Source organism: Vibrio astriarenae, from assembly GCF_010587385.1.
Lineage (GTDB): Bacteria > Pseudomonadota > Gammaproteobacteria > Enterobacterales > Vibrionaceae > Vibrio > Vibrio astriarenae.
Window position 1 is genome coordinate 1,266,502 of the sequence record NZ_CP047475.1, and the last position, 24,647, is coordinate 1,291,148.

The 24,647-nt window shown below is 44.4% G+C and carries 24 protein-coding genes; 10 read left to right on the forward strand and 14 right to left on the reverse strand.

Annotation, left to right across the window (positions count from 1 at the left end):
• Positions 1–27: 27 nt before the first annotated feature.
• A complete protein-coding gene (locus GT360_RS06075) occupies positions 28–441 on the reverse strand; it encodes a GFA family protein (RefSeq protein WP_164648010.1) in 414 nt (137 codons plus the stop codon).
• A gap of 262 nt (positions 442–703) precedes the next feature.
• Positions 704–2,836, reverse strand: a complete 2,133-nt coding sequence (locus GT360_RS06080; RefSeq protein ID WP_164648011.1) for a hypothetical protein — start codon at positions 2,834–2,836, stop codon at positions 704–706.
• A 239-nt stretch (positions 2,837–3,075) separates the two neighbouring features.
• On the opposite strand from GT360_RS06080, the gene GT360_RS06085 reads away from it, so the two are divergent.
• Together GT360_RS06085 and GT360_RS06090 are read left to right on the forward strand one after the other, a co-directional pair.
• On the forward strand, positions 3,076–4,470 hold the full coding sequence (locus GT360_RS06085) for an FAD-dependent oxidoreductase (RefSeq protein WP_164648012.1): 1,395 nt from the start codon (positions 3,076–3,078) through the stop codon (positions 4,468–4,470).
• A gap of 107 nt (positions 4,471–4,577) precedes the next feature.
• Entirely contained in the window at positions 4,578–5,510 is a 933-nt protein-coding gene (locus GT360_RS06090; protein ID WP_164648013.1) for a LysR substrate-binding domain-containing protein, read from the forward strand.
• A 69-nt stretch (positions 5,511–5,579) separates the two neighbouring features.
• Here GT360_RS06090 and GT360_RS06095 read toward each other — a convergent pair whose 3' ends face one another.
• Positions 5,580–6,662 (reverse strand): L-dopachrome tautomerase-related protein, encoded by a 1,083-nt coding sequence (locus tag GT360_RS06095; RefSeq protein ID WP_164648014.1) that lies wholly within the window; start codon positions 6,660–6,662, stop codon positions 5,580–5,582.
• Positions 6,663–7,050: 388 nt separating this feature from the next.
• Here GT360_RS06095 and GT360_RS06100 point away from each other — a divergent pair, with 388 nt between their 5' ends.
• Both GT360_RS06100 and GT360_RS06105 read left to right on the forward strand, forming a co-directional pair.
• Positions 7,051–7,614 carry a CIA30 family protein gene (locus tag GT360_RS06100; RefSeq protein WP_420825434.1) on the forward strand — a complete coding sequence of 188 codons (564 nt, stop codon included), beginning with the start codon at positions 7,051–7,053 and terminating at the stop codon, positions 7,612–7,614.
• A gap of 167 nt (positions 7,615–7,781) precedes the next feature.
• Positions 7,782–8,153 (forward strand): DUF2237 family protein, encoded by a 372-nt coding sequence (locus GT360_RS06105; protein ID WP_204274550.1) that lies wholly within the window; start codon positions 7,782–7,784, stop codon positions 8,151–8,153.
• A gap of 40 nt (positions 8,154–8,193) precedes the next feature.
• On the opposite strand, the gene GT360_RS06110 is transcribed toward GT360_RS06105, so the two are convergent.
• On the reverse strand, positions 8,194–8,706 hold the full coding sequence (locus tag GT360_RS06110) for a ClbS/DfsB family four-helix bundle protein (protein ID WP_164648015.1): 513 nt from the start codon (positions 8,704–8,706) through the stop codon (positions 8,194–8,196).
• Positions 8,707–8,956: 250 nt separating this feature from the next.
• Here GT360_RS06110 and GT360_RS06115 point away from each other — a divergent pair, with 250 nt between their 5' ends.
• Positions 8,957–9,658, forward strand: a complete 702-nt coding sequence (locus tag GT360_RS06115) for a hypothetical protein (protein WP_164648016.1) — start codon at positions 8,957–8,959, stop codon at positions 9,656–9,658.
• Between the two features lie 29 nt (positions 9,659–9,687).
• Positions 9,688–10,746, forward strand: a complete 1,059-nt coding sequence (locus GT360_RS06120) for a 3-oxoacyl-ACP synthase III family protein (protein WP_164648017.1) — start codon at positions 9,688–9,690, stop codon at positions 10,744–10,746.
• 193 nt (positions 10,747–10,939) lie between these two features.
• Here the strand turns inward: GT360_RS06120 and GT360_RS06125 are convergent, their stop codons facing one another.
• Positions 10,940–11,824 carry a LysR family transcriptional regulator gene (locus tag GT360_RS06125; protein WP_164648018.1) on the reverse strand — a complete coding sequence of 295 codons (885 nt, stop codon included), beginning with the start codon at positions 11,822–11,824 and terminating at the stop codon, positions 10,940–10,942.
• A gap of 117 nt (positions 11,825–11,941) precedes the next feature.
• On the opposite strand from GT360_RS06125, the gene GT360_RS06130 reads away from it, so the two are divergent.
• Positions 11,942–12,613: a type 1 glutamine amidotransferase domain-containing protein gene (locus GT360_RS06130; protein WP_164648019.1), complete on the forward strand. Its 672-nt coding sequence runs from the start codon at positions 11,942–11,944 to the stop codon at positions 12,611–12,613.
• Positions 12,614–12,820: 207 nt separating this feature from the next.
• Here the strand turns inward: GT360_RS06130 and GT360_RS06135 are convergent, their stop codons facing one another.
• A complete protein-coding gene (locus GT360_RS06135; protein WP_164648020.1) occupies positions 12,821–13,885 on the reverse strand; it encodes an alkane 1-monooxygenase in 1,065 nt (354 codons plus the stop codon).
• 505 nt (positions 13,886–14,390) lie between these two features.
• On the opposite strand from GT360_RS06135, the gene GT360_RS06140 reads away from it, so the two are divergent.
• Positions 14,391–15,017 carry a LysE family translocator gene (locus GT360_RS06140; RefSeq protein ID WP_164648021.1) on the forward strand — a complete coding sequence of 209 codons (627 nt, stop codon included), beginning with the start codon at positions 14,391–14,393 and terminating at the stop codon, positions 15,015–15,017.
• Positions 15,018–15,170: 153 nt separating this feature from the next.
• Positions 15,171–15,644, forward strand: a complete 474-nt coding sequence (locus GT360_RS06145) for a GNAT family N-acetyltransferase (RefSeq protein WP_164648022.1) — start codon at positions 15,171–15,173, stop codon at positions 15,642–15,644.
• Positions 15,645–15,723: 79 nt separating this feature from the next.
• Here the strand turns inward: GT360_RS06145 and GT360_RS06150 are convergent, their stop codons facing one another.
• Entirely contained in the window at positions 15,724–16,119 is a 396-nt protein-coding gene (locus tag GT360_RS06150) for a DUF2391 family protein (protein ID WP_164648023.1), read from the reverse strand.
• Between the two features lie 187 nt (positions 16,120–16,306).
• Here GT360_RS06150 and GT360_RS06155 point away from each other — a divergent pair, with 187 nt between their 5' ends.
• Positions 16,307–17,299, forward strand: a complete 993-nt coding sequence (locus GT360_RS06155; protein WP_164648024.1) for a zinc transporter ZntB — start codon at positions 16,307–16,309, stop codon at positions 17,297–17,299.
• A 71-nt stretch (positions 17,300–17,370) separates the two neighbouring features.
• Here the strand turns inward: GT360_RS06155 and GT360_RS06160 are convergent, their stop codons facing one another.
• The 7 genes from GT360_RS06160 to GT360_RS06190 form a co-directional block, all read right to left on the reverse strand.
• Complete coding sequence (locus tag GT360_RS06160; protein ID WP_164648025.1) at positions 17,371–18,006, reverse strand: trimeric intracellular cation channel family protein; 636 nt, start codon at positions 18,004–18,006, stop codon at positions 17,371–17,373.
• 36 nt (positions 18,007–18,042) lie between these two features.
• Complete coding sequence (locus GT360_RS06165; RefSeq protein WP_164648026.1) at positions 18,043–18,180, reverse strand: hypothetical protein; 138 nt, start codon at positions 18,178–18,180, stop codon at positions 18,043–18,045.
• A gap of 62 nt (positions 18,181–18,242) precedes the next feature.
• Positions 18,243–19,604 carry a serine hydrolase domain-containing protein gene (locus GT360_RS06170; RefSeq protein WP_164648027.1) on the reverse strand — a complete coding sequence of 454 codons (1,362 nt, stop codon included), beginning with the start codon at positions 19,602–19,604 and terminating at the stop codon, positions 18,243–18,245.
• A 76-nt stretch (positions 19,605–19,680) separates the two neighbouring features.
• Positions 19,681–20,868, reverse strand: coding sequence for a DcaP family trimeric outer membrane transporter (locus GT360_RS06175; RefSeq protein ID WP_164648028.1), 1,188 nt, complete (start codon positions 20,866–20,868; stop codon positions 19,681–19,683).
• Positions 20,869–20,967: 99 nt separating this feature from the next.
• Positions 20,968–22,338, reverse strand: coding sequence for a serine hydrolase domain-containing protein (locus tag GT360_RS06180; RefSeq protein ID WP_164648029.1), 1,371 nt, complete (start codon positions 22,336–22,338; stop codon positions 20,968–20,970).
• 53 nt (positions 22,339–22,391) lie between these two features.
• The gene (locus GT360_RS06185) at positions 22,392–23,132 is read right to left on the reverse strand and encodes a hypothetical protein (RefSeq protein WP_164648030.1); all 741 of its coding nucleotides are present in this window, start codon (positions 23,130–23,132) and stop codon (positions 22,392–22,394) included.
• Between the two features lie 302 nt (positions 23,133–23,434).
• Positions 23,435–24,403 (reverse strand): helix-turn-helix domain-containing protein, encoded by a 969-nt coding sequence (locus GT360_RS06190; RefSeq protein ID WP_164648031.1) that lies wholly within the window; start codon positions 24,401–24,403, stop codon positions 23,435–23,437.
• Between the last annotated feature and the right edge of the window lie 244 nt (positions 24,404–24,647).

The window sequence follows — 24,647 nt, forward strand, 5'->3', positions numbered from 1 at the left end:
CCATAGCTAATATTGTCCTCGTGGTCGTTATGTGTTTTCAGGAAAACCATTCAACTTGATACTGTTTAAACCTGCTTTGTGCCAACCTGTTTCTTCAGAACTAAAAATTTGAGCATCTGGTGTTCTCGAAGGCTCTTCATTCAAACACCCCGCTGGAACCACAAGCGCTCTGCCATTTTTTGAAAGGTAGGGCAGGCGGGAGCCGCATTCTTTACAAAATACATTTGAAAATGTTCGAGTTGGATGGTCGTAACGTTGTGTCAATTCTTCACCCTTGGACCATCTGATATTTGATGGGGAGGTAAACAAGTGCGACACGTGAGCAGAACCAGTGAGTTTTCTGCATTGCTCACAATGGCAAAAGTAGAACTTTTTAAAGTCATCTTTGACGACAAATTCGACACTTTTACATAAACAACTACCTGTAATTTCTCTTTCCATTTTTGGCTCCTTAGTTTAGAGGGCATAGCCAAGCTCTGACTGGAACACTACCGAGCTTAACCGTTGCTCAGGTAATCCCCTGGTGGTTAAATCTTGTCCTAGAGAGATACGATACAAGTATTCTAAAAATCAGATCAAGTGTGAGTGAAAATAGTTGAGAACTTTCATTGGAAGTGAATAAAAGGGGCTGAGCCAATCACCTAGTTTGAATTAAATCCTAGAGATTTAATTCGGCAATTAATTGACCTAGCCCCTTGAACATTTAGCGAGACAATTGCAGTCTCAATTCTTCCATTTGGCGACGACGTTGCCAGAATGCCTCAGCCGCTTGCTCGCTTTCAGTCAGATTAGGCTTGGCACCGAAGTAGGTAGGCACACTTTCGTTTCGCGCCTTCAACGAGGTTTTTACTTCAGTATTTACTTGATGAACCAATGAGCTCTCTGCTTGCGCAAGTGCGATGACTTCTCCAGGAGTAAAAGTCGCGCCTTGCCAGATAGCAAGCTCGTCAATCAGTGCAGCATGACCATTATTGTAGGTTTGAGCATGGTCATTGTTAATTAGCCATGGTAGCCCTGTGTGAATGGTTTCGTTGCGAGAGCCTGTGAGGTCAACGCTACCATAGTGCAACTTGCCAACCGCATCATACACGCCAAATGTCATCACACCGAAACCTTCATCATTCGACCAAGGTGCCGTCTTATCGACACTAGCCACGAGTAGGTTCCACTGTAAGTTATTTTCACTCGTTGTCGGAGTGTAAGGGAGTTGAACAAAACAACAACTGCCTTCACCATCCATGCCGACTTGTAGTTTTAAGCTGTCATTGAGTTGCGCGAGAATCATACCGTCCGCAGATGAAGCCCACCGCTTATTTGTTATTAACGCTGGGTCATAAGAAGTGCCGTCACCAACGAACCAAAGAGAGAACGAAAATTTATCCGTGTTGGTGATGACATCGTCAAACAGTAAATCATTGTTGAAGTGACGTATGTGATGAAGCGATGAATGGTATTTTCCAGGTGCGGAGGAGATTTCTGGGTTACCAGTTACACTCAAGTCGACACCACCATTAACCGCATTATCGGTTAAGTTACCATCAAAGGTGTAAAGGGCCGTAATCGATTGGAAAGGTAGGTCATCGTAGTCAACATCTTCAACGATGGTTACTGATGCGGTAACTGATTTTGGTATCGTATTGTTAATCAGAGTGAATGTCAGTTGGTGGTTGCCGGAAGGTAGGTGGTCTACGGACGGGCTAAAGGTGTAAAGTACGCCTTTTTTCGCATCATCAATTACAACAAGCTCTTCACCATTTAATTCGACACTTACCGGAAGGTTGTTTGAAGGCGTGAAGGAGATTTCAAGCGCATTTGTCTCTTGATCGTTTTCGACGAACAAACCACGAACACCAACTTCGCCAATTAGCGGTGTGCCTTCAATTTCCCACTCCGGCAAGATTTCGACGTCGTGCCAGGCAAGTAGTGTCGGTGTCACGTCGGTTTGGGCAACGTATCGATAGATACCATCCTTATCACGGTTGCCAATATCTTTAAGTGGAGAAGTAAACTGCTCATTAAGTAATTCTGCGTGACTTGAAGCAACCCAGATTTTTTTTGCGTCGATATCTTGAGAGCCGTGAGCACAATCGACAGAGCCATTGTCCTTTTGACGGTTGAAACCATGGTCAGGAGCCACCAGAATTAACCACTCCTCATCGAACTCCGCTTCACGCTGTTCGATGGCATCCAGCATATACCCAAATACCGTATCCGCCTCTTCGATGGTTTTCACATAGTCATCAGACCAAGCGCCACCGCTGTTTCCATAGTTACAGTGGCCTGAGTAATCCACCATATCGATGGTTGTAAACAGGGATTGGTATTCACCAGAGAGTATCTTCTCTGCCAGAACTTTGCTGTTCTCATGCTCTGAAAGGCGGTCGGTACCAGTACGGAAAGCGTGTTTGTTCTCGATAGTACTCAAATCAAAATTGATGTAATCAAAAATTGGCCAGTTTGGATAGAGACCAATTTGGAACGCTTCTTTGTCGCTTTTGATATGTTCCCATACGGTTTTGAACCCGTTCTCACCGGACTTTTGAATAGTATGCCAGCTTCCTGTCCAGAGCGTTGATTCACCTTCTACCGTGCTGGTACCCGATTGCGAAAGCGTGCCAGAAATACCACCGGTATACGCCTGTTGAATACTTAGCTTATCCAAATTTGGGGTGTTGGCATTGAGTACGGCCTCGTATCGAGCGCCATCTATCATCACAAGTAGAGACTTACGCTCTTTATCAACAGGTTGCGGCGTATTGTCATCTGAAGAGCTATTACAGCCTCCAAGAATGGTGAGCAATGCAATGCCACCAATGTGTTTTGTTACTTTAATCATGTAGTTAACTCCAACGGTTAGGGATGTTGGCAGGTTAAACAGTGACCATTTCAAGTTTGTTTCATTGGCCGATAGGTTTTCTTTACAAAGAAGGAAGTAAATGTGACTTGAGCGTCGATGCCGTAGCGGTTATTCGCGAGGGAGAAGTTTTTCTTCTGTTTTGGTCAAGATTTTCTAACTCAGCATTGAAGCTAAATGCAAGTAATCTGTTGCCAAGCGAAATGATAGGTAAACGTACAATGTCGAACAATTACAGTTATTGGATTAACAACGCACTAGAATCAGATCATCAACCGGCAACTCCTTTAATAGAAGATATCTCGGTTGATGTCGCTATCGTCGGTGGTGGTTATACAGGGCTTTGGAGCGCAATATTACTTAAACAAAAGCAGCCTAGCTTGCGAGTTGCGGTGATTGAAAGGGATATTTGCGGATCAGGTGCGTCTGGTTTTAATGGCGGGTGTTTGCTGACTTGGTCTACTAAATATCCAACACTGAAAAAGCTGTATGGTGAAGAGGAAGCGCGCTGGCTTGTTAAAGAGTCTGAGTCGGTTATTGGTGAGATAGAGCAGTTCTGCCAAGACTTTAGCATCGATGCAGAGTTATTTATCAACGGTACCTATTACACCTCAACAAACTCAGCCCAAATGGGATCAATGCAACCCGTAGTGGCTGAACTAGAAAGAGCAGGGATCAGCAGTTGGGAAAGTGTTGATGACGATTTGGCGGAAAAAACAGGCTCAAAAGTGCACCAACAAGCGATGTATTCTGCGGCAGCGGGCAGTGTACAACCAGCGAAGTTAGCATTTGGACTCAAGCGTGTCGCTATTGAATTGGGCGTGGAGGTGTATGAGCAAACCGCTCTCGAGAAGTTGCAAGAGACAGTACCTGCAAAACTGATCACGAAAGGTGGAGTCATTACAGCAGACAAAGTCATTTTGGCGACGAACGCATGGATGACCGAGCAGTTTAAGGAGTTTAAGCGCAGCATTGTTGTTGTCTCTTCGGATATGGTGTTAAGCAAACCAAACCAAGAGCGTTTGACTGCAATTGGCCCGAAGAAGGGGGCAACAGTGGTCGACTCGCGCATTTTTGTTCACTATTACCGTGATACTCAAGATGGTCGCATCATGTTGGGTAAGGGAGGGAATAAGTTCATGTACGGCAACAATATCGACGATATGTTCAAGCCCTACACACCCTATCAAGATCTACTCAATCAAAGCTTTTCTTGGTTATTTCCAGACTACGACAAGGCGGATATCGAGCACTCATGGTCAGGAGGTTCAGACCGCTCTGTAACGGGGTTACCGTTCTTTGGTGCGTTACGCGGTCACAGTCATATTTTCTATGGTTTGGGGTATTCTGGTAATGGTGTCGCGCAAACCCGTATCGGTGCGAAAGTACTGAGTAGTCTCGCTCTTGGGGAAGATAACCGATATACACGAAGTGGTCTAGCGAAGGGACCAAAAGGCCATTTCCCACCCGAGCCATTTCGTTGGATTGGTGCGATGATGGTGCGCAATGCGGTGCGGCGCAAAGAAGAGGCTGAGCAAAGAGAGGTGGCGCCAATGCTGGTGGATAAGTGGTTGTCCAAACTAGCAGGGCCAGCTGGTAAAGCTGACAAAGCGTAATTAATTGGTTTTTTGGATGAAAGTAGAGCTTTGCAGTCTCTACTTTCATTTTGTTTTAACAAAACACTCTGATAATTCAATAATATTCAAAGCTTTCAATGGTCTTTATGGTCTCAAGTAAGTCAAACCAAAGTCTCAATCAGCGCCGTATTCCACCCTTCAAAGCATTACGTGCATTTGAATCTGCGGCACGGCATCAAAGCTTTTCAGCCGCAGCAGAAGAGCTTAACGTCACTCGCGCAGCGGTCAGCCAACAAATCAAGTTGCTTGAACAATATCTCGACTCAAAATTGTTTGAGCGCTCAGGTACAAAGCTTGAATTGACAGAGCATGCCTTAGACTACCTGCCTTTGCTTACCGATACGCTGGATAATTTATCATTAGGGACCCATCATCTTTTTGGACAGAAAAAACGTCAGACGCTAAAAGTTAGAGTCGCCCAAAGCTTTTGCCATATTTGGCTTCTTCCTCGTTTGGCTGATTTCCATCGTAACCACCCCGACATTGCACTTGAGTTTTATAGCACAACGAATCTCTATCCAAGTAACAACAACACGGTTGATATTGAAATAGTCAATGGCTATGGAAATTGGAACGGGTGTGACTATGAAATATTGGGGAAGAAGGAAGAGTGGTGCATCGTCGCAAGCCCCCAGTTTCTCAAAGAAAATGACTTTGAGCTGGACATAGAAAACATCGCGTTATTCCCTAAAATTGAAACACTGGGTTACAGTGAAGGTTGGAAGGATTGGTTTGCAAAGCATGACCCCACTTTGTTTTATACCGAACCAATGATGCAATTTGATAGTACCCAATTGTCAATAGAGGCGGCAATTCAGGGGCTTGGTATGCTGATGGCTAAGTCTGTGTTGGTGGATGATGCCTTAAAGCAAGGGACATTAAAGCTAGCGCACTCAATGAGGATGCCAAGCCAGAGCCAGCACTATTTGATTAGAAATGTGACTCACTATAACGCAAAGAAGATCGATACATTTCGGGATTGGCTGTCGAGTTGTGACATGTTGGAACACAACATCTAGTCATCACTTTTGCTCTATCCCTAAAGTACAAAGTTAAAGAGAGCACACTGTGCTCTCTTTAATGGTGGGTTAGTCAATTTTCATACGAAGAACATGATATGGCTTCGTTGAACCCTCTTCACCCTCGTTTAGCGCTGGGTTAAGGTGCAAGGAGTTTTGGGTAATGTATAAGTACCCGCCTTGGATAGCAAAGCCATCAGCCCATGATAGTAGCTTGTCATCCTGCGCAATCACTTTGTAGCCTTCAGTATTCGCCATACCCAGAGCATTACGCTCAACGTCACCGACATAGATATCCCCCTTATCTGAAATGATCATGCCGTCACTCGGGCGCTTTTCGCTGAAAAACGCAATGCTGTTAGCTAATTCAGCGTGAGAAATAGTATCGTCTGCGAGGGAGGCGGCGGGCACTCGATAGATAGCGCTGCCATTAACCGTACCGAAATATACCCATTCATTGTTCGCATCAATCGTGATCGGGTTCAGCGATAGATAGAGCGCATCCGAACTGCCATCTTCGCGTTTCGCTGCCATCATTGAACCATCAATAATGACATCGTGTTTTGGTGACATAAGCTCTTTTTGAGATTCGAGAACGCGGCGGGCCTTACCTGTATCTAAGTCGATCACAACAAAAGCCGGCGCTGGCTCACCAAATAAGTTTCCAAGCGTAGTATCAGCGATGTACATTTTGTTGCGCTTGGTATCTAGAGCAAAATCTTGCGCGAACGAATTTGATACTAGAGCCTCGCTATCTATTTCGATTTGCTTGAATAGTGTGTCATTAATTGTATCCCAAGCGACGACTTGAGCAGGTGCATTCTCTCCACCCATATCCAATATCCACACTACGCCATCTTCTGTACTATCGATGCCAATCACTGATGAGAAACCCACTTCACCGTTTTCAGGGCCATCTGCCCAATCTTGGGTTGGAAACGGTTTCAGTGTTCCGTCTTTCATTAGCTCAACGACGCGCAATTTGGGGCCATCTAAAGGTTGCATTGAGAGAAAGGTGCGGCCCTGTTCGGTTACGGTAATATTGCCTGGTCGAGTCGTATTGAGCTCGGCGACAACTTCAAGCTCAGCAGCTTGAGAAGAGGAGAATGCGGTGGCAAGCGATAATGCTAAAAGTGCTTTCAAAGGTTTCATATCTTTTCCTCAATCATGAATCAATTTATCTGTCCTTTGGCAGCGCTTTCTACCTGCGCACTGCACTCGGTACATATTTAATGTAGGCAAAGATGAGAAACCGATAAACAGGGTAAAAACTGAAACATTATCAAACTAAATTTGATAAATGAGCGAGAGGCAGGGACGGGGATAGATAAATTAACAATAGTATTTGCATCTGTTTTTTTGGGTCGCTTTATATTTATAAGAGTCACGTAGCTTAAATATGTGGTCTTTGACTAATCCATAGCGATACAGATGTGCGTACTATTGACTACTAACATGCAAGTATCAGCCATTAAGTTAGAGATGAGTATGGGTTATGACTATTCACTTCCACACATTTTTAAACCGCGGTTGCCGATTAATGCTAATAGCTGTTTTTTACGTGGCGGGCTTAACGTCTGCAATTGCAGATGGGAGCAACAGTATTGATATGATTGATTTCACTCAACCAGACCAGCATCTTATTTGGCAAAGTACCAACGATGGAGTGATGGGCGGTATTTCACAGGGACATTTGAGCTTTGATGGAGAGTTGAGCGTATTTTCAGGCAAGCTGTTCTTGGCGAACAATGGCGGTTTTAGCTCTGTAGCCTCAAAGCTAAATCTACTAGACCCTAGCATCGTAGCTATCGAACTCGACTATATCGGCGATGGCCGAGAATATCAGTTGAGATTTGCCACTAAAGCGAGCGGTGAAACGGTGCGATATAAACATGATTTTTCGACAGAAAAAGGACAGCTTCAAACCTATCGATTTTTGCTTAAAGATTTTCAAGCAGTTTTTAGAGGGCGACTTCTGCACAACGCCCCAGAGCTTGAAGCGCAACATATTGAGCAAATAGGTTTCCTCATCGCGGACAAGCAGGCTGGCCCCTTTGAGCTGAAGTTGATTCAAGTGAGGTTCATGACCGCAAAATATCATTAGGGCTGAACGGGAAAAGAGATTTAATGCCCCTGCTCGTTGGCCTGGCCCTAGCTACTTCTGGCCTTGGTTGGTTACAGAACATGTGACCTGAGGTTATGCTAAGTAAGCTCAAAAAGGTGGCCTTTCGACTACACTTTTATTCGAACAACCTAACATTAAGAATCACAATGAACGGCACAAAAAATGTACTCGGTGAGCCTCTAGAGCTCTGCGGTTGTAAACCCAACACAGGGTATTTTAGAGACGGCTATTGTCGTACTGTTGGCAGTGACATGGGGCAGCACACCATCTGCGCCGTCATGACCGAAGATTTCCTGAACTTTACCAAGGCTCGTGGCAATGATCTTTCTACTCCTAGGCCTGAGTTCGACTTTCCAGGGCTGAAGCCGGGTGATCACTGGTGTCTATGTGCACTCCGTTGGAAAGAAGCTTGGCAGGCCGGATGGGCGCCACTGGTAATACTAGCAAGTTGTGAAGAGAGCTCCCTTGAGGTTGTTCCACTCGATGTATTGAAGATGTACGCCACTGCCTCGGACTAAGCTATAGTTGTTTACTTCTGAGCATATTCCGAAATATCTATCAGATGTTATTTTGCTTTTTGAACCGTCGAACTTTAGTCCGCATGTTTTTCATCGGCGCAGATGTATTTAGCTGAATCATGCGACCAAGTGTATAGTGCTCGTACCAAGGTTCGCCGTACAGAGTACGATTATCTAAGCGAGAGATGAGCTGCAAAATTTTTGTGATCGTGTTTTCGAACTCTTTCAATGGTTCTCGATAGGGGACATTGTCATATTGACGATGAAAATGTTGGGCAAGCAAACCAAGTTCACTCCATTTATATCCTGTTTCGGGGAAGTCGACTTCCTCATTATTCTCTGAGCGTTTTTGCCACTTAAGAACTAACGTACCCCAACCAACTAAGTGCGCTACTGTGTCAGATACAGTAATTTCAGTCCCTTTAATGTTGCCTTCAACGCCAGTTTTTTTGGTCCACTCTTCAGGTATAGAGTCGTAATCTACCATCAGCTTTTTGAATATCTCGATAATGGCTTCGTGAAGCTCCTCTTTGGAGGCTGAAATCGTCGACATATTGGCTTCCTGCGTGTTTTGGTGCTTGGTGTATCTTCATCATACTCGCGCAAAACGAAAGCTTAAAGCCATAGCGTCTATTGTGTTTAAGGTCAATTGTAATGTGGCTTTCAACACAGATCTCTTCCGAACGGGAAGCGCTGTACCACCCATGTATTTCGCATCAAAGTTTTAATCATCCCAAGTAAAGAATTTCTGGTTAATCCGGTCTAACTCTAATGTGTATCACAAAAGGGTTGTGCCCAAGACCATGAAAGCCTGTTTTCCATCTGTACCTGTAGAGGCCCCAAGTTCCTTTGCTGCTTATAGCAAAAGCCCAGTATGCGCATGGCTTGAGCACTATCAAAGCAGTGAGTTTATGTTCAGCGAAGCGCAAGCGTGTGCATTGTCTCGCCTTCTACCCTTACTCGTGTGCGGTGAACAAAGCTCTCAATGGGTGTTTTATAACGAGTCACGGCGGCAAAAATATCAGTCAGTAGAAGCAACTGCTCTGGATGATTTCGAGCGCATTGTTCTCGATGAAAAATACCATGAGCAAGCACTTGAATGTGTACGAAGTCAGCTCGCTGAGTCAGCCGACATATTGTCAATCAAGCGCCGCAGCCAGCGTTTTTTTGCCTCACTTGGCGCACGTAACAAGATTGAAGAGCACTTTGCCCAGATAGCTTGCCTTGATGCCCTGGTGTGTAAATTAATGCTGTTTATAGAGAAAGGCCACCTCGCATCTCAACATCCCTTTGTTCTGTTGTGTCGTGCGATAAAGCAAGATGAAGCCAGACATGTCTCGGTTTCCAAACGGCATGCACTGAAGCTCGGCTACGATAAATCAAAGTGGAAAGAGATGAACGATGTGATCTCACAACAACTGTATGACCTGCTCAATACGGAAAGAGCAGCGTTTTCGGAAATCGGCGTCCAGATAGACGATGTTTTTGACTTGGTCAGTGCCTAGTTCTTTTAACTTTCAAGGAGAGATAATCAATGAGTGTGATTTTCTTACCAGGTACAGCGTCTCTATTAGCTGCTAGCCATCAATTTCCGCCACAATTACTGAGCAATACGCAATTGATATCGGCACTCAAAGAATTGTCAGGTCATCGTTATGCAAAGGCCGCGGCTCGGATAGCACCTTATTTAGGAATTGAGCAAAGGCATTTCTCTAGAAGCATTAAAAAAGCAGTCAGTCGGCCAAGTCCTTCTAACTCAGAACTTACTGAGCAAACGGTTCGCTCCTTAGTTAATCAAACACGCTTAACACTCAGTGATATTGATTATCTTATCGGCCACACCACGACACCGGACACACAGCTACCACCTAGCATCGCTTGGGTGGCTGAAAAACTCCGATATCCAGGTGCTTTTATGGAGCTTCGGCAGGCCTGTACAGGCTTTGCAAATTCACTGCAAATCGCTATTCCCCGAATTGCTATGCTGGGCAAACCCGTAGTGATCGTGGGCAGTGAGACAGGCTCTGTCTATTTTGATTATCAGCCGGAATTTCTAGATCAATCTCAGATTGTTAATTACATGCAGATGGGCGATGGCGCTGGGGGAGTCATAGTGGCGTCAGAGACATCGCAAGGTATTGGCACCATCTCAGATTGCTTTACAGGACAAATTGGCATCGACAAGACGCCAGGACTATCACTCGATGGCGGCTCGTTGTCAGCGTTTACTCTAAATACCAATGCACGCTTTCACCACGATGCAAGCAGGGTGCGTGAAAATGGTCAGGAGCTATTTGAGGCGAGCATACTGGCATTAAAAAGCCAAGGCTATCGGCTTAGTGACTTCGACTATATTATTCCTCATCAAGCCAGTGGTCATATCGATACTGTGCTCTCTGAGGCGCTAGATATTGACCAAGCTAAGATTATCAACGACGCGAAGCACTGGGGCAATCTAGGTTCGGCAGCCATTTGGTGCAGTTTTTCAAATCTAGTTAATCATGGTGAGTTAAAGGCGGGAGCCAAGATCGCAGTCTTAGGGGCTGAGGCTACCAAATATATGTTTGGTGGATTTGTTTATACTCATGGATAGCAAGGTCGATAAAGTAAAGATTCATATTTATAGGTTTTCCCATGGCGGTACAGCAAAAGCCCTTTTGGCAAAAAGCGATCTTGTTAGTTGGCGTAAGCCTACTATATGCTCACGAACTAGACACAATGACACATGAAGAGTGGGAAGTGTCGCCCATTTCAAGCTAAGTACTCTCTACTGACCATCAGTTATTTCACTCCTGCCATTTTGCAAAGTGATCGAGTAAAAAATCGATCGCCATTCTTGCTCTTAATGGAAGGAAATGCCTGTTTTGATACACGATCCAACTGTTGTTACCACTACCCCAATAAGACTCAAGAACAGGAACTAAGCGACCAGATGTAATGGCGTCGTTAAAGCTGCTTTTTGGTAGATAAGCCACTCCGAATCCTTCTTCACACGCATGCAAAACGGCGTGGACATTATTGCTCTTCCATCTTCCTTGTACTTTTACACCATCTAATTGCTTGCCATCCTTTTCGAAAAACCAGACATCTTTGTTGGCGATAATACAATTGTGTTGCTTTAACTGCTCGGGGTGATTTGGGACACCATAGTTATCAATGTAACTTTGACTCGCAGCCGCTGCCATTGGACGGTCTGCGAGCTTTCTCGCAACCAGCCCTGAGTCACTTAATCGTCCGTAACGTATAGCAAAATCAAAACCATCTTCAATAAAGTTCACCATGCTGGTATTAAAGTTGATTTCGACGGTTAGATTGGGGTGCTGTTTGGCGAATTGTACTAGAGCAGGTGCTACGTAGTTTTCTGAAAACGCGCCAGCTGCACTCACCCGTAATGTACCAATTAACTGTGTCTGCTGTGTAGTGAGTTGCTCATTTGCCTGTTGAAGTCCAATGACTAACTCTTTGCATTGCTGGTAATACGCTTGGCCAGCTTCTGTTAAGTTCACCATTCTTGTCGAGCGCGCTAACAAGGCGACACCTAATCGCTCTTCTAATCTTGTGACTTGCCGACTGACGTGACTTGTGCTGCAACCTAACTGTTTTGCCGCTGCAGAGAACCCTAGGCTCTCTGCAACCGTAACGAATTCGTTGATACCATCAAAACTGTCCATTTCCACCTTTGCTATATAGCAACAATGTTTTCATGATTTAATGAATTATCACTCATTTGTTTAGGTATTAATATAAATATGTTCAACAAACAAAGATAGGTAACAAAGGAAACCATTATGAAGAAAGTACTTATTATTGTGACTAACCATGCGACGCTTGGTGAAACTGATCAAGCAAACGGCACTTACGCACCTGAACTCACGCATGTGCTTAGTGAACTGCTTCGTGCTGGCTTTGATTACGACATTGCGTCGATTAAAGGTGGTCGGGCTCCTCTATATGGAACCGATATTGAGGATGATGCCGTAAACGCAAAAGTCTTAGCTGATGATGATTTCCTAAACAGTATCAACAACACGATTCCGGTGTCACAGATAAACGTCGATAGCTACGACGCAATATTCTATCCAGGTGGCTTTGGGCTTCTATCTGACCTGGCGAGTAACAAGGACTTCGCAACAATCTCAGCAAAACATTATGAAGATGGTGGCATTATTGCGTCCGTGTGCCACGGTCCAGGTGCTCTTCTACCTATCACACTAAGCAATGGTGAAAAGTTGCTTGCGTCTAAGTCTGTGACAGGCTTCACTCGTGAAGAAGAGATCGATTTTGGCACCATTGATGATATTCCTTTCTTGTTGGAAGAGTCTCTAGCACGTAGTGCAGCTTGTTATTCTAAAGTGCAACCTTGGCAAGAACATGTGATTGTGGATGGTCGTGTTATCACAGGACAGAATCCAACAAGTGCTCACGGAGTCGGCAAAGCCATCGTGGAGCTACTGGCCTAAGCGATAAGTGTGATTTAAATCTTATCTCACCGCGGCAAAAGGTAATAAGTCGGGTACTTAAGCCGTGGTGATTAGCTCCTTGCTTTAGCTGCGGTTAAGAACCTTCTCTCGGGAAGAGAAGCACCGACATCGACTGTTGAGCATTTTCATCCCGTGAGTAAATTGTGTTGGGATAGTGTCATCAATTCATAAACTCAATGATTCCGCTTAGCCAACGAGGCTTTTGATCCTTCGCATCTCAATTTCTAATGCATTGTCCATGATGTGAAACCACAGCGGGGGGACTAAAGCGATAAGAACCAATAAAGCATAACCAAAAGGGAGCTGCGGAGAACGCTGATGATTTGAAAGCTCATAGAACGGTTTTGTGGCATTGACATGGTGGTCACTGTGTTGTGGTAACTGGAACAACACGTAATTTGATAAAACGTGGTGACTTGTCCAGCTGTGTTCATACCCGACAGGTACATATCGACGTTCATCCTTTCGTTCTCTCAAAAGACCATAATGCTCTATGTAGTTGACAAGCTCCAACATGGCCATAGCGACAACACCTTGCAACACAAAATAGATGGCACCCAAGATACCAAAGGCAAATACGAAAGCGATTAACAACATCAGTGTGAGGGAGTTCCATACCCAATACTCGTATCCGGCGAACTGGATCTTGTTTTTAAACCTGCGCTGCAAATGAAATGCCTTAATTTGATTGTTGCCAATAGCGTGACCAACAAAGCGATAGAAGTTTGTGCCTCGTGGAGCGGAAGATGGATCTTGCTCAGTGGCTAAATCTTTATGATGTCCAAATACATGCTCAATTTTGAATCCTCCATAACCACTCAGTGAAAGCAGTAGTCCCGATACTAAATTCAATACCTTACTTCTTCTATGTAAAAGCTCATGAGCAGCATTAATACCAAATGTGCCGTTGAGCACACCGATACTGAGTACCATAACCATCGCCCACCCATAGTGCTGTTGCTGCCACAGCGAGTAACTGTAATTTGCCCCCCAAATCAACACGTAAACGAGCGTTGGAAGTATCAGAACGGGTAAAATGAGCAGTTTTGATGAAGGGGTGGGGTAGAGGGGCTTGAATGAAAATCTGGCCACCAACTCGTCAAGTATTGGTAATACGCCAAACAGGGTCAAAAAAGTGCAGCTCACGGTCAACCAAGGTGCAGAAAACACCCATTCAACGAATACAGGCAAGAGTAACAGCACTATCGGCAATGTACTCATCAGCCCTTTTACTATTTTTCGAACGGCCACTGTGATTTCTCAACGTATTTCTATCAACGATACCAACAAGAATAGTCAATCGTAATGAGTTGTGTACTGGTTAAATCTATCCTATTTTGGTAATGCGACAACAGGCAATACTCCACGAGGGATGGTTGCAACAGCGAGCTCTATTAATGTAAAACCGGTTATCTTTGCAATGAGTGTCTTCGAGAATGAGTTGATAGTCACTGATAAGCGTTCAGCTCTCGTGCTTTGAGATGATCTTTCGATATAGCTCATATTTGGTGAAGGGAAATAAACCTACCAGAGAATGAGCCTATGAATGGAATTTGAAGGGAATGCGGCATACCTGAACTATTCCATGTGCTACTAATTGAAGAAAGCCCATTCTCATCGCTGCCTCAAAGTCTTTTAGCAACGATACCTTGGTTATTTCCTGTGGTCATTCCTTGACCTATTTTGTCTATTGTCTGTATTGTTGTTCGAACAGCGACTTGTTCGTGAATGGAGCTAAGCACAAGGAGGTAGTCTTATGTTCCCGCTTGAAGTGTTTACCACTTATACGCTGGCGTGTGTACTATTAGTGTTGTCACCAGGACCAGACAACTTACTCGATATCGGTCGAGGCTTGAGTCAGGGGAAAGTTGCTGCGATCGTGTCAGGAACATCTTCTGGAGCAGGGATATTGTTTCACGTTATCGCTGCAACTTTCGGATTGACTATCTTAATCCAGACATCAGAATTAGCATTCTATGTTGTTAAGTTTGTTGGGGCTGCGTACCTGATCTGGTTAGGTATTAAGGTTCTAAGAGCACGAAACCTATTTTCGCTAGAGCCAGCGAAAAAGCAGTCTTTTAAAGCGATTTTCTCCACGGGTTTCCTATCCGCAGCGCTTAATCCTAAACCAGGTATGTTTGTTCTGGCTTTTATCCCTCAATTCGTTCAACCGAATTTGGGCTCAGTCACAGTTCAAATGATTGTTTATGGCGTTTGGTTTGCAATCCTTACAGCTATTGGCTTCAGACTTATGGGTATTTTTTCGTCTCAGTTGTCTGATTGGTTTCAAAAGAAACCTCGTCTTGTTTCAAGTCTGAACATAGGTGCTGGTTTGACATTCGTATCATCGGGTTTAGCCGGGGCATTTATGAAACAGCGATAGCACCAAGCAGATACATTAGAAGGGCTATCATGTGTAAAACACTCACAACACGTGCTTTGTTATGACCTTTTAGTTCATGTATTCAGGTATCTCACTTGACTCACATTTTCTCAATCTTGAATCTGGGTTAAATACGGTATTAGCGAGGTGAAGATGGAAGTATTGATATTAAGCGCAGATCAGTTGAAGTGTTGGAAAAGCAAGCTAAACCAACACCTGCAACTCGTTTTCAACTCACACATAGAAGCCGTATTTAATGAAGAGCTTTTGTGTGTGGTACTTGTAATAGATGACGAACTAATTGTTGCGTTTGGGTTCGCATATAGACGAGAAATGTCACAAAGAGGGAAAGTATTTAATGCAGGCATTATCGGTGGCATTGCAGTACACCCAGACTATCGCAAACAAGGGCTGTGCAAAATCATTCTAGAGAATATTGAACGGAGTATAGAACTAGCTGGAGTGGAGCAGAGTTTCTTATTTGCATATGAACCATCAATATACGTGACGTCTGGCTACACAATTCTTGATACGCCTATTCGTTATTTTGACCGTTCACAAAAGCGATGGAACACATATGTATACAGAGGAGGCATGGTTAAAAAACACCCCGAGCCAGTGTACTGAGCGTAGATGATGTTATTGAGTTTAATGGAGCCGTATATTAGCTCATACTTCATTGAGAGCGGTATTCAGTGTGTTATGGTCACTCTTTATCAAAACCATCAACAATAATAGCTCCCATAGATGCTGGCATTGCAATGACAATAACTCGCTTGATAGCTACAAATGGATCATCAAGAATCGGCAACTTATCGATACTCAAAAGAACCAACGCGACAACCACAGTAGTCAGCAGATAGGCTATTAGGATACGAGCTATGAACTCGAAAAGGCGGCCTTTTGTGTTCCTTTGATAAACGCTTTCAAAGGCATAGACGAATAAGAAAATCCATGAAAGAAGTAACAAGAGGGTTAAATTGAAAAGAGGCAAGCTTTCGCCAAGTTGCCACGCCTCCTCAGAGAAAGAAATCGGCACAGCTAGTGCAAAAGCCCCAACAAAAATTTGTCCAGCATCTTCCAGGTTAAAGCTTTTAGACACAGGCTCCCCTTCTATCAGAACAGTCTTGTAGGCTATGTTGGCTTCTATGAGTTAATACTAAATAGAACTAACCCTTGAACAACTTCAAAAAATAAAAACGGACTATGCTGAGTATAGAGCAGTAAGTGAAGTTAGTTTTGGTTTGCTCATCAAGGTTATTCCTTTGCCACGGATTTAGAGGGGAAACATGTCGCCATTTATCAATACAGAAGAAAAACCGAACGGGTTGATACACGCTGTCTCACTAGATGAGAAAGGTGGTTGTAAAGAGTTGGACTGGTCTGAAGTAAACAGTTCAACAACCGAACAACAGTTGTGGTTGCATTTTGATTATTGTGACGCCGAGGCGCAGGATTGGATTAGGAATTGTAGTGGACTCAATGATGTCGCAGCCGACGGTTTGTTACGTCCGGAAAATCGTCCGCATGTCCTCACTCGTGGAAACAATCTTCTATTAATTTTGAGAGGGGTGAACTTAAACCAAGGAGAGAACCCTGAAGACATGGTGTCGGTTCGAATCTGGACCAATGGCACATTGATTATCAGTACTAGAAAACGATTGTTGACATCTACTAGAGATGTTTTAGAGCGTTTAGAAGATGGTGTTGGTCCTGAGTCTACAAATGGCTTACTCGTATCTTGGATAGAGCGTTTGATCTTGAGGATGAACGATACCATTAGCAACATTGAAGACCAGGTTTCTGATATTGAGGAGGGTCTCTTTGATAAAGAGCCCAGTGAGCTGCGCTCTGAACTCTTGAAAATCCGCCAACAATGCATTGGGCTTAGGCGTTACATTGCTCCGCAACGAGAAGCATTGAGCAAGTTGGTTTCAGAGCCGATAGCTTGGCTAACTGAGATTGACCGTCTTACATTGCGCAGTATAGCTGACCGACAAATTCGTTATGTTGAGGATATTGATGCAATAAAAGAGAGAGCTACCATGGTTAAAGAGGAGTTAATGAGTAGGGTTTCAGAACAGCTAAATAATAGAAGCTATGTTTTGACTGTAGTCGCAGCGATTTTCTTGCCATTAGGTTTCTTTACTGGATTAATGGGTGTGAATGTTGGGGGAATGCCCGGAATCGAGAATGATTTTGCTTTTTGGTTAGTCGTCGGAATTTGCACATTGTGTACAGGGTTACTCGGCGCCTATTTTTATTGGAAAAAGTGGTTTTAAATGAAGAGATTAGTCTTAACTGATACCTTCTGAGTTTTTAACTCCGTTTAAACTTACATTCCAAGCACTAACTATTTTAGAACGGCCCATGCAGGCACCTGTAGTTGCCTGCTGATAGACAGGTGGCGCAGATAAATAATTAATCCAATCGCGACCAAAGCACTGACATCAGAGAACTCTGGGGCCAAGTAAAGGACTGAGGCATGAATGACGCAGCCAATCGCAACGGGTGTGGCATAGAGTTCTTTGTTGAGTAGCAGACTTGGCCTTTGGATCAGCACGTCTCTCATGACGCCTCCCCCCACTCCTGTAATTATTCCCATTAGGATTGGTGAGATGGGTAAACCAAAGTCTAGGACCCACGCTTTGTCTGTGGCTTGTATAGAGAACATCGCTAAAGCGATAGAGTCTATGTAGAGATTAGCCTTGTTGACGATTCGTTTTTCGAGGAGTGGAACGCAAAAAAAGCCAAATGTACTACTGATAATCGCTACCCAGATGAAGTACGTGTGCTCAGCCCAGAACATTGGAACGCCCAGAATACAGTCTCTTACTGTACCTCCACCCACGGCGGTGATGATCCCGAGAACAATGACAGTGAATAGATCGGCTTTCTTCTCCCTGGCGGCGAGAACAGCAGACAACGCAAAAGCGCTGATTCCCAAAATAGTGATTAAGTCGATTAAAGAGTCGGTATTTGCGTACATGGTATTCTCCAACGATCTGGAAGCTAAGCAATGTCGTTAATTGAATAAAGAGAAGGCGGTGCTTTGATGTAGCATAGCTTCGGGCGTTAGAGTGTCGTCAGATGAAGAACTGACTATCTCTGTAACTAGGAAGATAGCAACGACAGAGGTGAGCACAAACAACAGAATTTTCATGGTTTAGCCTTACTTATAGACTTAGCCCCAAAGCTAAGTGCTCCGGGGCTATGAAGGGAATATTAGTTAATAGACTGAACGATTGCTCGAGCCATGGATTCCTCTTGGTTTTCACCATCACCTGTGGCAAACCAAGCCACGACAGTGTTGGATGACGGAGAAATATAGAGCCCCTGTCCACCGACACCTGCTTTATACATGTCACCTTCAGAAGTGACGGCGTCCCACTGGTAGCGGTTACTGATGTTGCCCGCATCGTCAGCGAAGTTCTTAGTCAGTTTTTTACCTAAGTAACCATCAGGGTATTGGTCAATGTATTTACGATCGTGGATCTTCGCCATGATCTCTTCAGAGACGATTTGCTCATCGGCAATCTGTTTAGCACTCGGCGTGAATGCCATACCAAAGCGCGCGAGATCTCGAAGCGTAGAGTTCACACCCATAAAGCCAAGCGTGTTGCCTGAAGGGCTCGCGATGTAGTATGCATCGTGCTCGGTACCTAGCTTGCTCCAAATGCGCTCTGCGAATAACTCAGAAAGCGGTTTGTCGGTAACATGCTCGACGATTCGATTGATCACAAACGTATTGATGGAGTTATATTCAAACTTTTGATGGCCAGGCGTTTTGCGCTCCATTGAACTTAACACGTCAATCCAAGACTCTTTGCGATTGAGAACATCGGGTGCCATGCCGATCATATCGGTGGCCGCCCAGCGGTACCAAATTTGGTCTGGGTTAGTGCGTGAATCTGGCGTTGGCTCATCGTGCTCTGTACCATTTAGGCCGGATGCCATATCCAGTGATTCTGCAACTTTTACTGTGTCCCACACCGAACCTTTCAGCTCTGGTAGGTAGTGGCTAACCGGCTTTTGTGTATCGATTTTGCCTTCTTGCTCAAGCATCGCCAGTATGGTTGAGCCCGTTACCTTAGAAACCGACATCCAAAGGTGCTTGTCTTCAGGACGCATGGTTTTGTATCGCTCGAAAACAATCTTTCCGTCTTTTATCACTACCATCGCATCAATGGGTTTGGTGTCGAAATGCTCATCTACCGAGATCTCTTTTTCCGAACGATAGTTCATATATTTGACGCTGTTAATATCAGCATTGATTGCATAAGGGAGTTGCGACACTTGCCCATCTCGTGGCACCTGTGACGTTGGGTAAAACTTTGACATGTTGACCCAAGCGAACTCGGTTTCCGCTGACGGGAACTGGATCTTTACCTTATTCTGCGGCTGATTGAAGAAACGACTGATATTATTAATATCGTCTACTGATATCGCGGTGCTTAAATTCGCTTTCTCAGCTAATGTTGGCCCGTAAGGGTTTATCTGAGTCTCTGCTACAGAGGCTGCAGAAAATGAAAGCCCTAAGCTGAGCGCTATGGTGGTATAAAGTTTGTTTGATTTGAATGTTTTCATGTTGGTTTCCCAAATAGTGTTAATTCGTCATTTACTTGAGTGCAGTAAAAACGAGCAATAAGTAAGAATTCTCTGGTTAAAATGTGTAATCGACGGCGAAGATCACTCGGTGATTGTCGCGGTCATCTGACGTTGAACGTTCATAGGTGGTGTAGTTGTACTCCAGGCCTAGAACGAGATTCTCACGCGCAGTCCATTTGATATTGGCTAGCGCAAATTGTGTTTCAGTGAACGTGTCACTTTGCCATTCGATTTCTTCTGCTTGCCAAACGCCATAGGCGAAGGTTGACTTCAAAGAATCGGTCCATGAATGACCTAAAGATGTCCACAGTGATTGAGATTCACGTAGATGGAATTCACCGGTACTTGGCTCAAACAATGGCCCTGTGTTATTAACCCCGAGTACGTAGCGGTCGTTACCGTAACTGTTGTAGTAAGCAATCGAAAAGTGATCTTTAGGGTTAAACTTAATGCCACCAGAAACCTGGTAGGCCCAACCGTTATCGCTAAAAGACTCGCCTGCGAATTGCCCTTCTTTGACTTTGGTCGTGATGTGATTCACTACAGCGGAAGCTCTTACCCAATAGTCGTCGGTGCTATTTTGCACACCGACAACGAAATCTGGGTATCGGGAGGTGTTATCGAGACTCGCTTCAGAATGGTGTTCCTCATCCATCTGCACCCGGTTTGAACCACTTTCTAGCGCTAAGTCATAACGGAAGTTACCGAAACTTTGTGACCAACGGATCAATGGTTGACGGGTGAACACAACACCGCTCAGTGTGGGTTCAAGTACGGTATCTGGTGAGCGGTTCATATCCATAAGGGTTGACCAGGTTTGTCCAATCAGCAGTGAACCATTGCCCATTTGCCAACTAACTAGCGCTTCACGCATGCGCAGTTCCATGTTCCCGTTGTTGGCACCATTGAAATCAAAAGAGATGAATGAGCGGATCGACTCATCTCCTTCAAACTGAGTATTGGTACCGAAGTTTAAACGAGTGAGCGTGCTGTCAATATGTACACTTGGGTCAGTATTGCGACCATACAGACCATTGGGAGTATTGTTGACGCCCATCCCTGACACGTCACTGTCCGCAATTAACGCACCAACGATCTTACCCGTGATGCCCACCTCTGTTCGGTCAAGAACTTCAAGCGCACTTGAAGCTGGCGAGAAACTCAATGCCAGGGCGAGCGCAGACGTGGTTGAGAAGGTTTTGCTCGTTGAAAATTGTCTTTGATGTCTTGGTTTGCTTTTCATCGAAATTCTGCTTTTGGTCATCTAATGCACACAATGAACCCCGCACCTAATTGACGCTTAGGCGCGTGGGTTGTAAGGCTTATTGTTGAAACGAAGGATTTACTGGTCTGAAAGCTGTTTAGCAGCTTCGCGCAGATACCCAGGGATTAGGTCTGGCGTTAGATAAACCGGAGATGTTGAGAAAGCAACGCCGACGACATCACGCTCAGGATCCACATAAAGGTTTTGGTATAGGTTGCCATGTTTGAACAGGGCTCCATCTTCCCAAGCCGCATCCCATTGGTGAGTATTATAGATAGGCATATCTTTTCCGAACGCCGCTTTTACCCAAGAGTGATCAGTAAAGTCACCTGCGAGGTAGGCTTCGTGGTTACCGCCTTTTTGCATTTTTTCAAGCACTTGCTGAGAAACGACTTGCTCTTCAGATACTTTATTCCAGCTTGGAGTAAATAACAGGCCGTAGCGAGCTAAATCATCCAGGCGACTATTGAATAAGCCATAAGCAAGGGCGTGGCCTGCTGGAGATAGGTTGATTTGAGCTGAAGCGCGCGCGCCAACCTTAGACCAGATTCGATCTTCGAAGACTTGTGTGAACGGCTGTTGGGTGATGTTTTCGATCGCCACGCCAAGCACTTTTGTGATTGTTGAGCTGTAACGCGCAAATTTACCAGATGGTTCGCCTTCTAACGATTCAACATCACGCAAAACCTTCATTTCGTCTTCAATCACGCCTTGCGCATTTTCCACATTAAAGTCCGCAGACAACATACGTTGGAATACGGAGTTAGGGTTGAGTGTGTTCGCCGCATTCTCACTAATATCAAGACCAGAGGCCATGTTCATAGCGTCAAGCATGATCACGCTATCCCATTTTGTGCCTTTCAGCTCAGGCACATACTCAGTAATAGGCTTGCTCATGTCGACTTTGCCTTCGACTTCTAACATCGTAAGAATGGTACCGACAGCCGACTTAGATACTGACGCCCAAACATGTGTATCAGATGGATGCATGCCTGGATAAGCCTCGTAAACGACCTCACCGCCTTTTAGGATCATGATGCCCTGTACACGGGTCTTTTCATCATGGATGTAATCGTTCAATGAAACTGACTCTGTTCCGTCACCCATGGTAAAGGTGAGATCATTAAGAGACTCATCGATATTGCGCTTAAGCACGCTCACTTCTCCGTGAGGCATAGCCAGTTCAGCCGGAATATATTTAGACATATTAACAGCATAATACAGAGCATGGTCTCCACCCATTTGCATGTGGAAGTTACCAAAGCTGGCGTTAGCTTGATCAATAAACTGTTTGCTAAACCCTTCTTTAACTTGGGTTACTGGGATCGTAGGTTTCGCCCCAGGCTGAGCTAAGGCTTTTTCAAGTGGTGACTCTGCCTTTGCAACGCCTGCCATTAGAGTGGATGCAATTAAGCATGCCGCATGTCGGATTTTAAATTTCGTTTTCATAATAAGAACCTAGTTTTTAAATTAGTGTGCTTTTCAAAGTGAATAGGGATGAATTAAAAATAGAATTTGTAGTTAGCCCAAACGACCGTCTCGTTGAGGCTCTCATCGACAGAGCTATTTTTAATCGTTGTATTGGTATTGGTGATTTTAATTTGTCCCCAGCGTGTTCTTTCATTATTGAAAGGCGTAGACATGAGAAAGTTGGTATTGAGAACAGACATGTCTGCGTCACCCGATAAATAGTTATATTCCGGATATAAGCCGAAATAAGTGCCATCTTTACCAGCGGTATAGAAAACATAGAGAGCCGCAGAGCCACCCATCGCGTTTTGATCGGATAAGTTAGCGCGAGACTTTACCTCATCCGAAAACTGGCCAGCAAGAACACCCGCACGAGGAAATATGTTCAATCCTTTAACACCCGAATTAATCGCCAGTGTGACCCCAGGAGACGCCGAGGTGAACAACGCGTTGTCTAACACATCAATCGATGCGGCGATCTTTGGAACGGTTGTGTTTTCTGTCGTAAATACATGGAAGTATTGAAACCTGCTGTCAGAGTATTTACCTTCCTTATCCATCGCAGCTTCTAGGGTAAACATACCTTGTTGACCGTTATCGAATTTCATATCACCAGAGATCGAGCCTTTGACTCCACCTTGGTTGCTTATTGCTACATAAGCGGAAGTATTGGTTTCCGTTAGGTCTGAAGGATCAGGCGTTTTGTCTGCCGCCAATACTGGAATCGACGCTGCTATCAGGGGCAAAGCAATAATTGATCTTGTATGAGTCATCTATGATTCTCTAGTTGTCTAGGTAAGAGATACAAAATCCTTTTGCGTAAATTACAGCAACTACGTTGGCGTAAAGACTCCCTTCGATGAGCGTATGTTAGGAGAGCACAATGAAATAAAACAGGTCATTTTTGGACATTGAATAGGTCATTTTTGGACATTTTCGCAAACTTGGTCAGTGCAAAAGATAAGAGATTTGATAGATAAAAAGAGGGTTAAATTTGGAGTAGTGAAGTGTAGAGCTTAAGTGACTGAAGCTTGAATAGTGAGACAAAGCATAGAATGCGACTAGAGTGAAACCATCAATCAGGTAACTCTTTCCTTAATTGTGCTGGCGTTAAACCACACATGGCTTTGATGGCTCGGTTGTAATTAGAAACATTGTCATACCCCATTCGATAGGCGATATTACTCACCGACTCATCCGTCTCTAACAGTAACTGTTTACTTCGCTTGAGAATGGCGTGTTTTTTTATTTCTAAGAAGGAGGTATCGTGATCTTTAAAGTAGCGATAGAGTGTTTTGGGAGTGATGCCAAATAAACTCGCAACCCAATCGGCTGTAAAATGAGGGATATGGCAGTAGCTCTCAGCTAAAAGCAGAACTTCGCTGATGTCTCTTGATTTCAGCGCTCGGTTTGCCATAGGCTCCAGATTATCTACATCGGTTAGCTCTAAGCTAAAATACGCTTGCTCGTAACGAATGTCGGTATCAGGTAACAGGATGTCAGCGTAAATTTTCCCCTGATGTTCATTACTCACTAGACTTAAGCTCGCTGGCTTCCATTCATTTCCAAGCCAATGACGACAAATATAAAGTAACAGGGATACGCGAAACCACTCATTAATGTTTGAGCCGGGGAAAGTGGGTTTAAGTAAACCTCGATGACACCAACTCCAAACACCAGACACCTTCTCAAGCCAATAAGTATTTTGACGACTGAAGCGATGTTCGTTGCTCATAAGGGATTGAATGGTCTGCTTAAAATCAAGCCCGCTGTCGATAAGTCCCCATTTCCCCTCGATGACTTGTTGCGCTACGTTTTGTCCGATGATTAAGGGCATATTGTCATCACAGAGTGGAGCGACTCGATATAAAAAAAGGGCTAGCTCTTTCATGGGTAACCACGACTCATTGAGAACATCGTCACTAGGCAAACCACAATCTGAGGCGATTTCTCTCCAACGTACCCCCTTACTCTCTAGGTACGGTATATAGTAAAGGAGCGTTTCCGATGAAGTGAGTATGAGAGGAGAGTGCAGTTTTCGCATGTGCTCATTCTAATCGCGGTTCATGGTCGAGTCTCTAAATCCTAACACGGCGTTTTGAGGTATGGAATTGTGTAGACGACTATTGTTCAGGGTTGCATCAGTAGATTTTCTATTTTCCCGCCTATAACTTCATATTTCATTGCGTGAGATTGTCGCCTTTTCACCTATTACTCGCCAGTGAATGTCTGTATAAAGCCACCAAATCATGAGCGAGTTTGATTATGAAACTTGGTCTGGTGAACTC

What these genes read in the sequence shown, in the direction of transcription:
- GT360_RS06075 (WP_164648010.1), bottom strand. Translation starts at nt 441, where the DNA reads ATGGAAAGAGAAATTACAGGTAGTTGTTTATGTAAAAGTGTCGAATTT.
- GT360_RS06080 (WP_164648011.1), bottom strand. Translation starts at nt 2,836, where the DNA reads ATGATTAAAGTAACAAAACACATTGGTGGCATTGCATTGCTCACCATT.
- GT360_RS06085 (WP_164648012.1), top strand. Translation starts at nt 3,076, where the DNA reads ATGTCGAACAATTACAGTTATTGGATTAACAACGCACTAGAATCAGAT.
- GT360_RS06090 (WP_164648013.1), top strand. Translation starts at nt 4,578, where the DNA reads ATGGTCTCAAGTAAGTCAAACCAAAGTCTCAATCAGCGCCGTATTCCA.
- GT360_RS06095 (WP_164648014.1), bottom strand. Translation starts at nt 6,662, where the DNA reads ATGAAACCTTTGAAAGCACTTTTAGCATTATCGCTTGCCACCGCATTC.
- GT360_RS06100 (WP_420825434.1), top strand. Translation starts at nt 7,051, where the DNA reads ATGCTAATAGCTGTTTTTTACGTGGCGGGCTTAACGTCTGCAATTGCA.
- GT360_RS06105 (WP_204274550.1), top strand. Translation starts at nt 7,782, where the DNA reads ATGAACGGCACAAAAAATGTACTCGGTGAGCCTCTAGAGCTCTGCGGT.
- GT360_RS06110 (WP_164648015.1), bottom strand. Translation starts at nt 8,706, where the DNA reads ATGTCGACGATTTCAGCCTCCAAAGAGGAGCTTCACGAAGCCATTATC.
- GT360_RS06115 (WP_164648016.1), top strand. Translation starts at nt 8,957, where the DNA reads ATGAAAGCCTGTTTTCCATCTGTACCTGTAGAGGCCCCAAGTTCCTTT.
- GT360_RS06120 (WP_164648017.1), top strand. Translation starts at nt 9,688, where the DNA reads ATGAGTGTGATTTTCTTACCAGGTACAGCGTCTCTATTAGCTGCTAGC.
- GT360_RS06125 (WP_164648018.1), bottom strand. Translation starts at nt 11,824, where the DNA reads ATGGACAGTTTTGATGGTATCAACGAATTCGTTACGGTTGCAGAGAGC.
- GT360_RS06130 (WP_164648019.1), top strand. Translation starts at nt 11,942, where the DNA reads ATGAAGAAAGTACTTATTATTGTGACTAACCATGCGACGCTTGGTGAA.
- GT360_RS06140 (WP_164648021.1), top strand. Translation starts at nt 14,391, where the DNA reads ATGTTCCCGCTTGAAGTGTTTACCACTTATACGCTGGCGTGTGTACTA.
- GT360_RS06145 (WP_164648022.1), top strand. Translation starts at nt 15,171, where the DNA reads ATGGAAGTATTGATATTAAGCGCAGATCAGTTGAAGTGTTGGAAAAGC.
- GT360_RS06155 (WP_164648024.1), top strand. Translation starts at nt 16,307, where the DNA reads ATGTCGCCATTTATCAATACAGAAGAAAAACCGAACGGGTTGATACAC.
- GT360_RS06160 (WP_164648025.1), bottom strand. Translation starts at nt 18,006, where the DNA reads ATGTACGCAAATACCGACTCTTTAATCGACTTAATCACTATTTTGGGA.
- GT360_RS06165 (WP_164648026.1), bottom strand. Translation starts at nt 18,180, where the DNA reads ATGAAAATTCTGTTGTTTGTGCTCACCTCTGTCGTTGCTATCTTCCTA.
- GT360_RS06170 (WP_164648027.1), bottom strand. Translation starts at nt 19,604, where the DNA reads ATGAAAACATTCAAATCAAACAAACTTTATACCACCATAGCGCTCAGC.
- GT360_RS06175 (WP_164648028.1), bottom strand. Translation starts at nt 20,868, where the DNA reads ATGAAAAGCAAACCAAGACATCAAAGACAATTTTCAACGAGCAAAACC.
- GT360_RS06180 (WP_164648029.1), bottom strand. Translation starts at nt 22,338, where the DNA reads ATGAAAACGAAATTTAAAATCCGACATGCGGCATGCTTAATTGCATCC.
- GT360_RS06185 (WP_164648030.1), bottom strand. Translation starts at nt 23,132, where the DNA reads ATGACTCATACAAGATCAATTATTGCTTTGCCCCTGATAGCAGCGTCG.
- GT360_RS06190 (WP_164648031.1), bottom strand. Translation starts at nt 24,403, where the DNA reads ATGCGAAAACTGCACTCTCCTCTCATACTCACTTCATCGGAAACGCTC.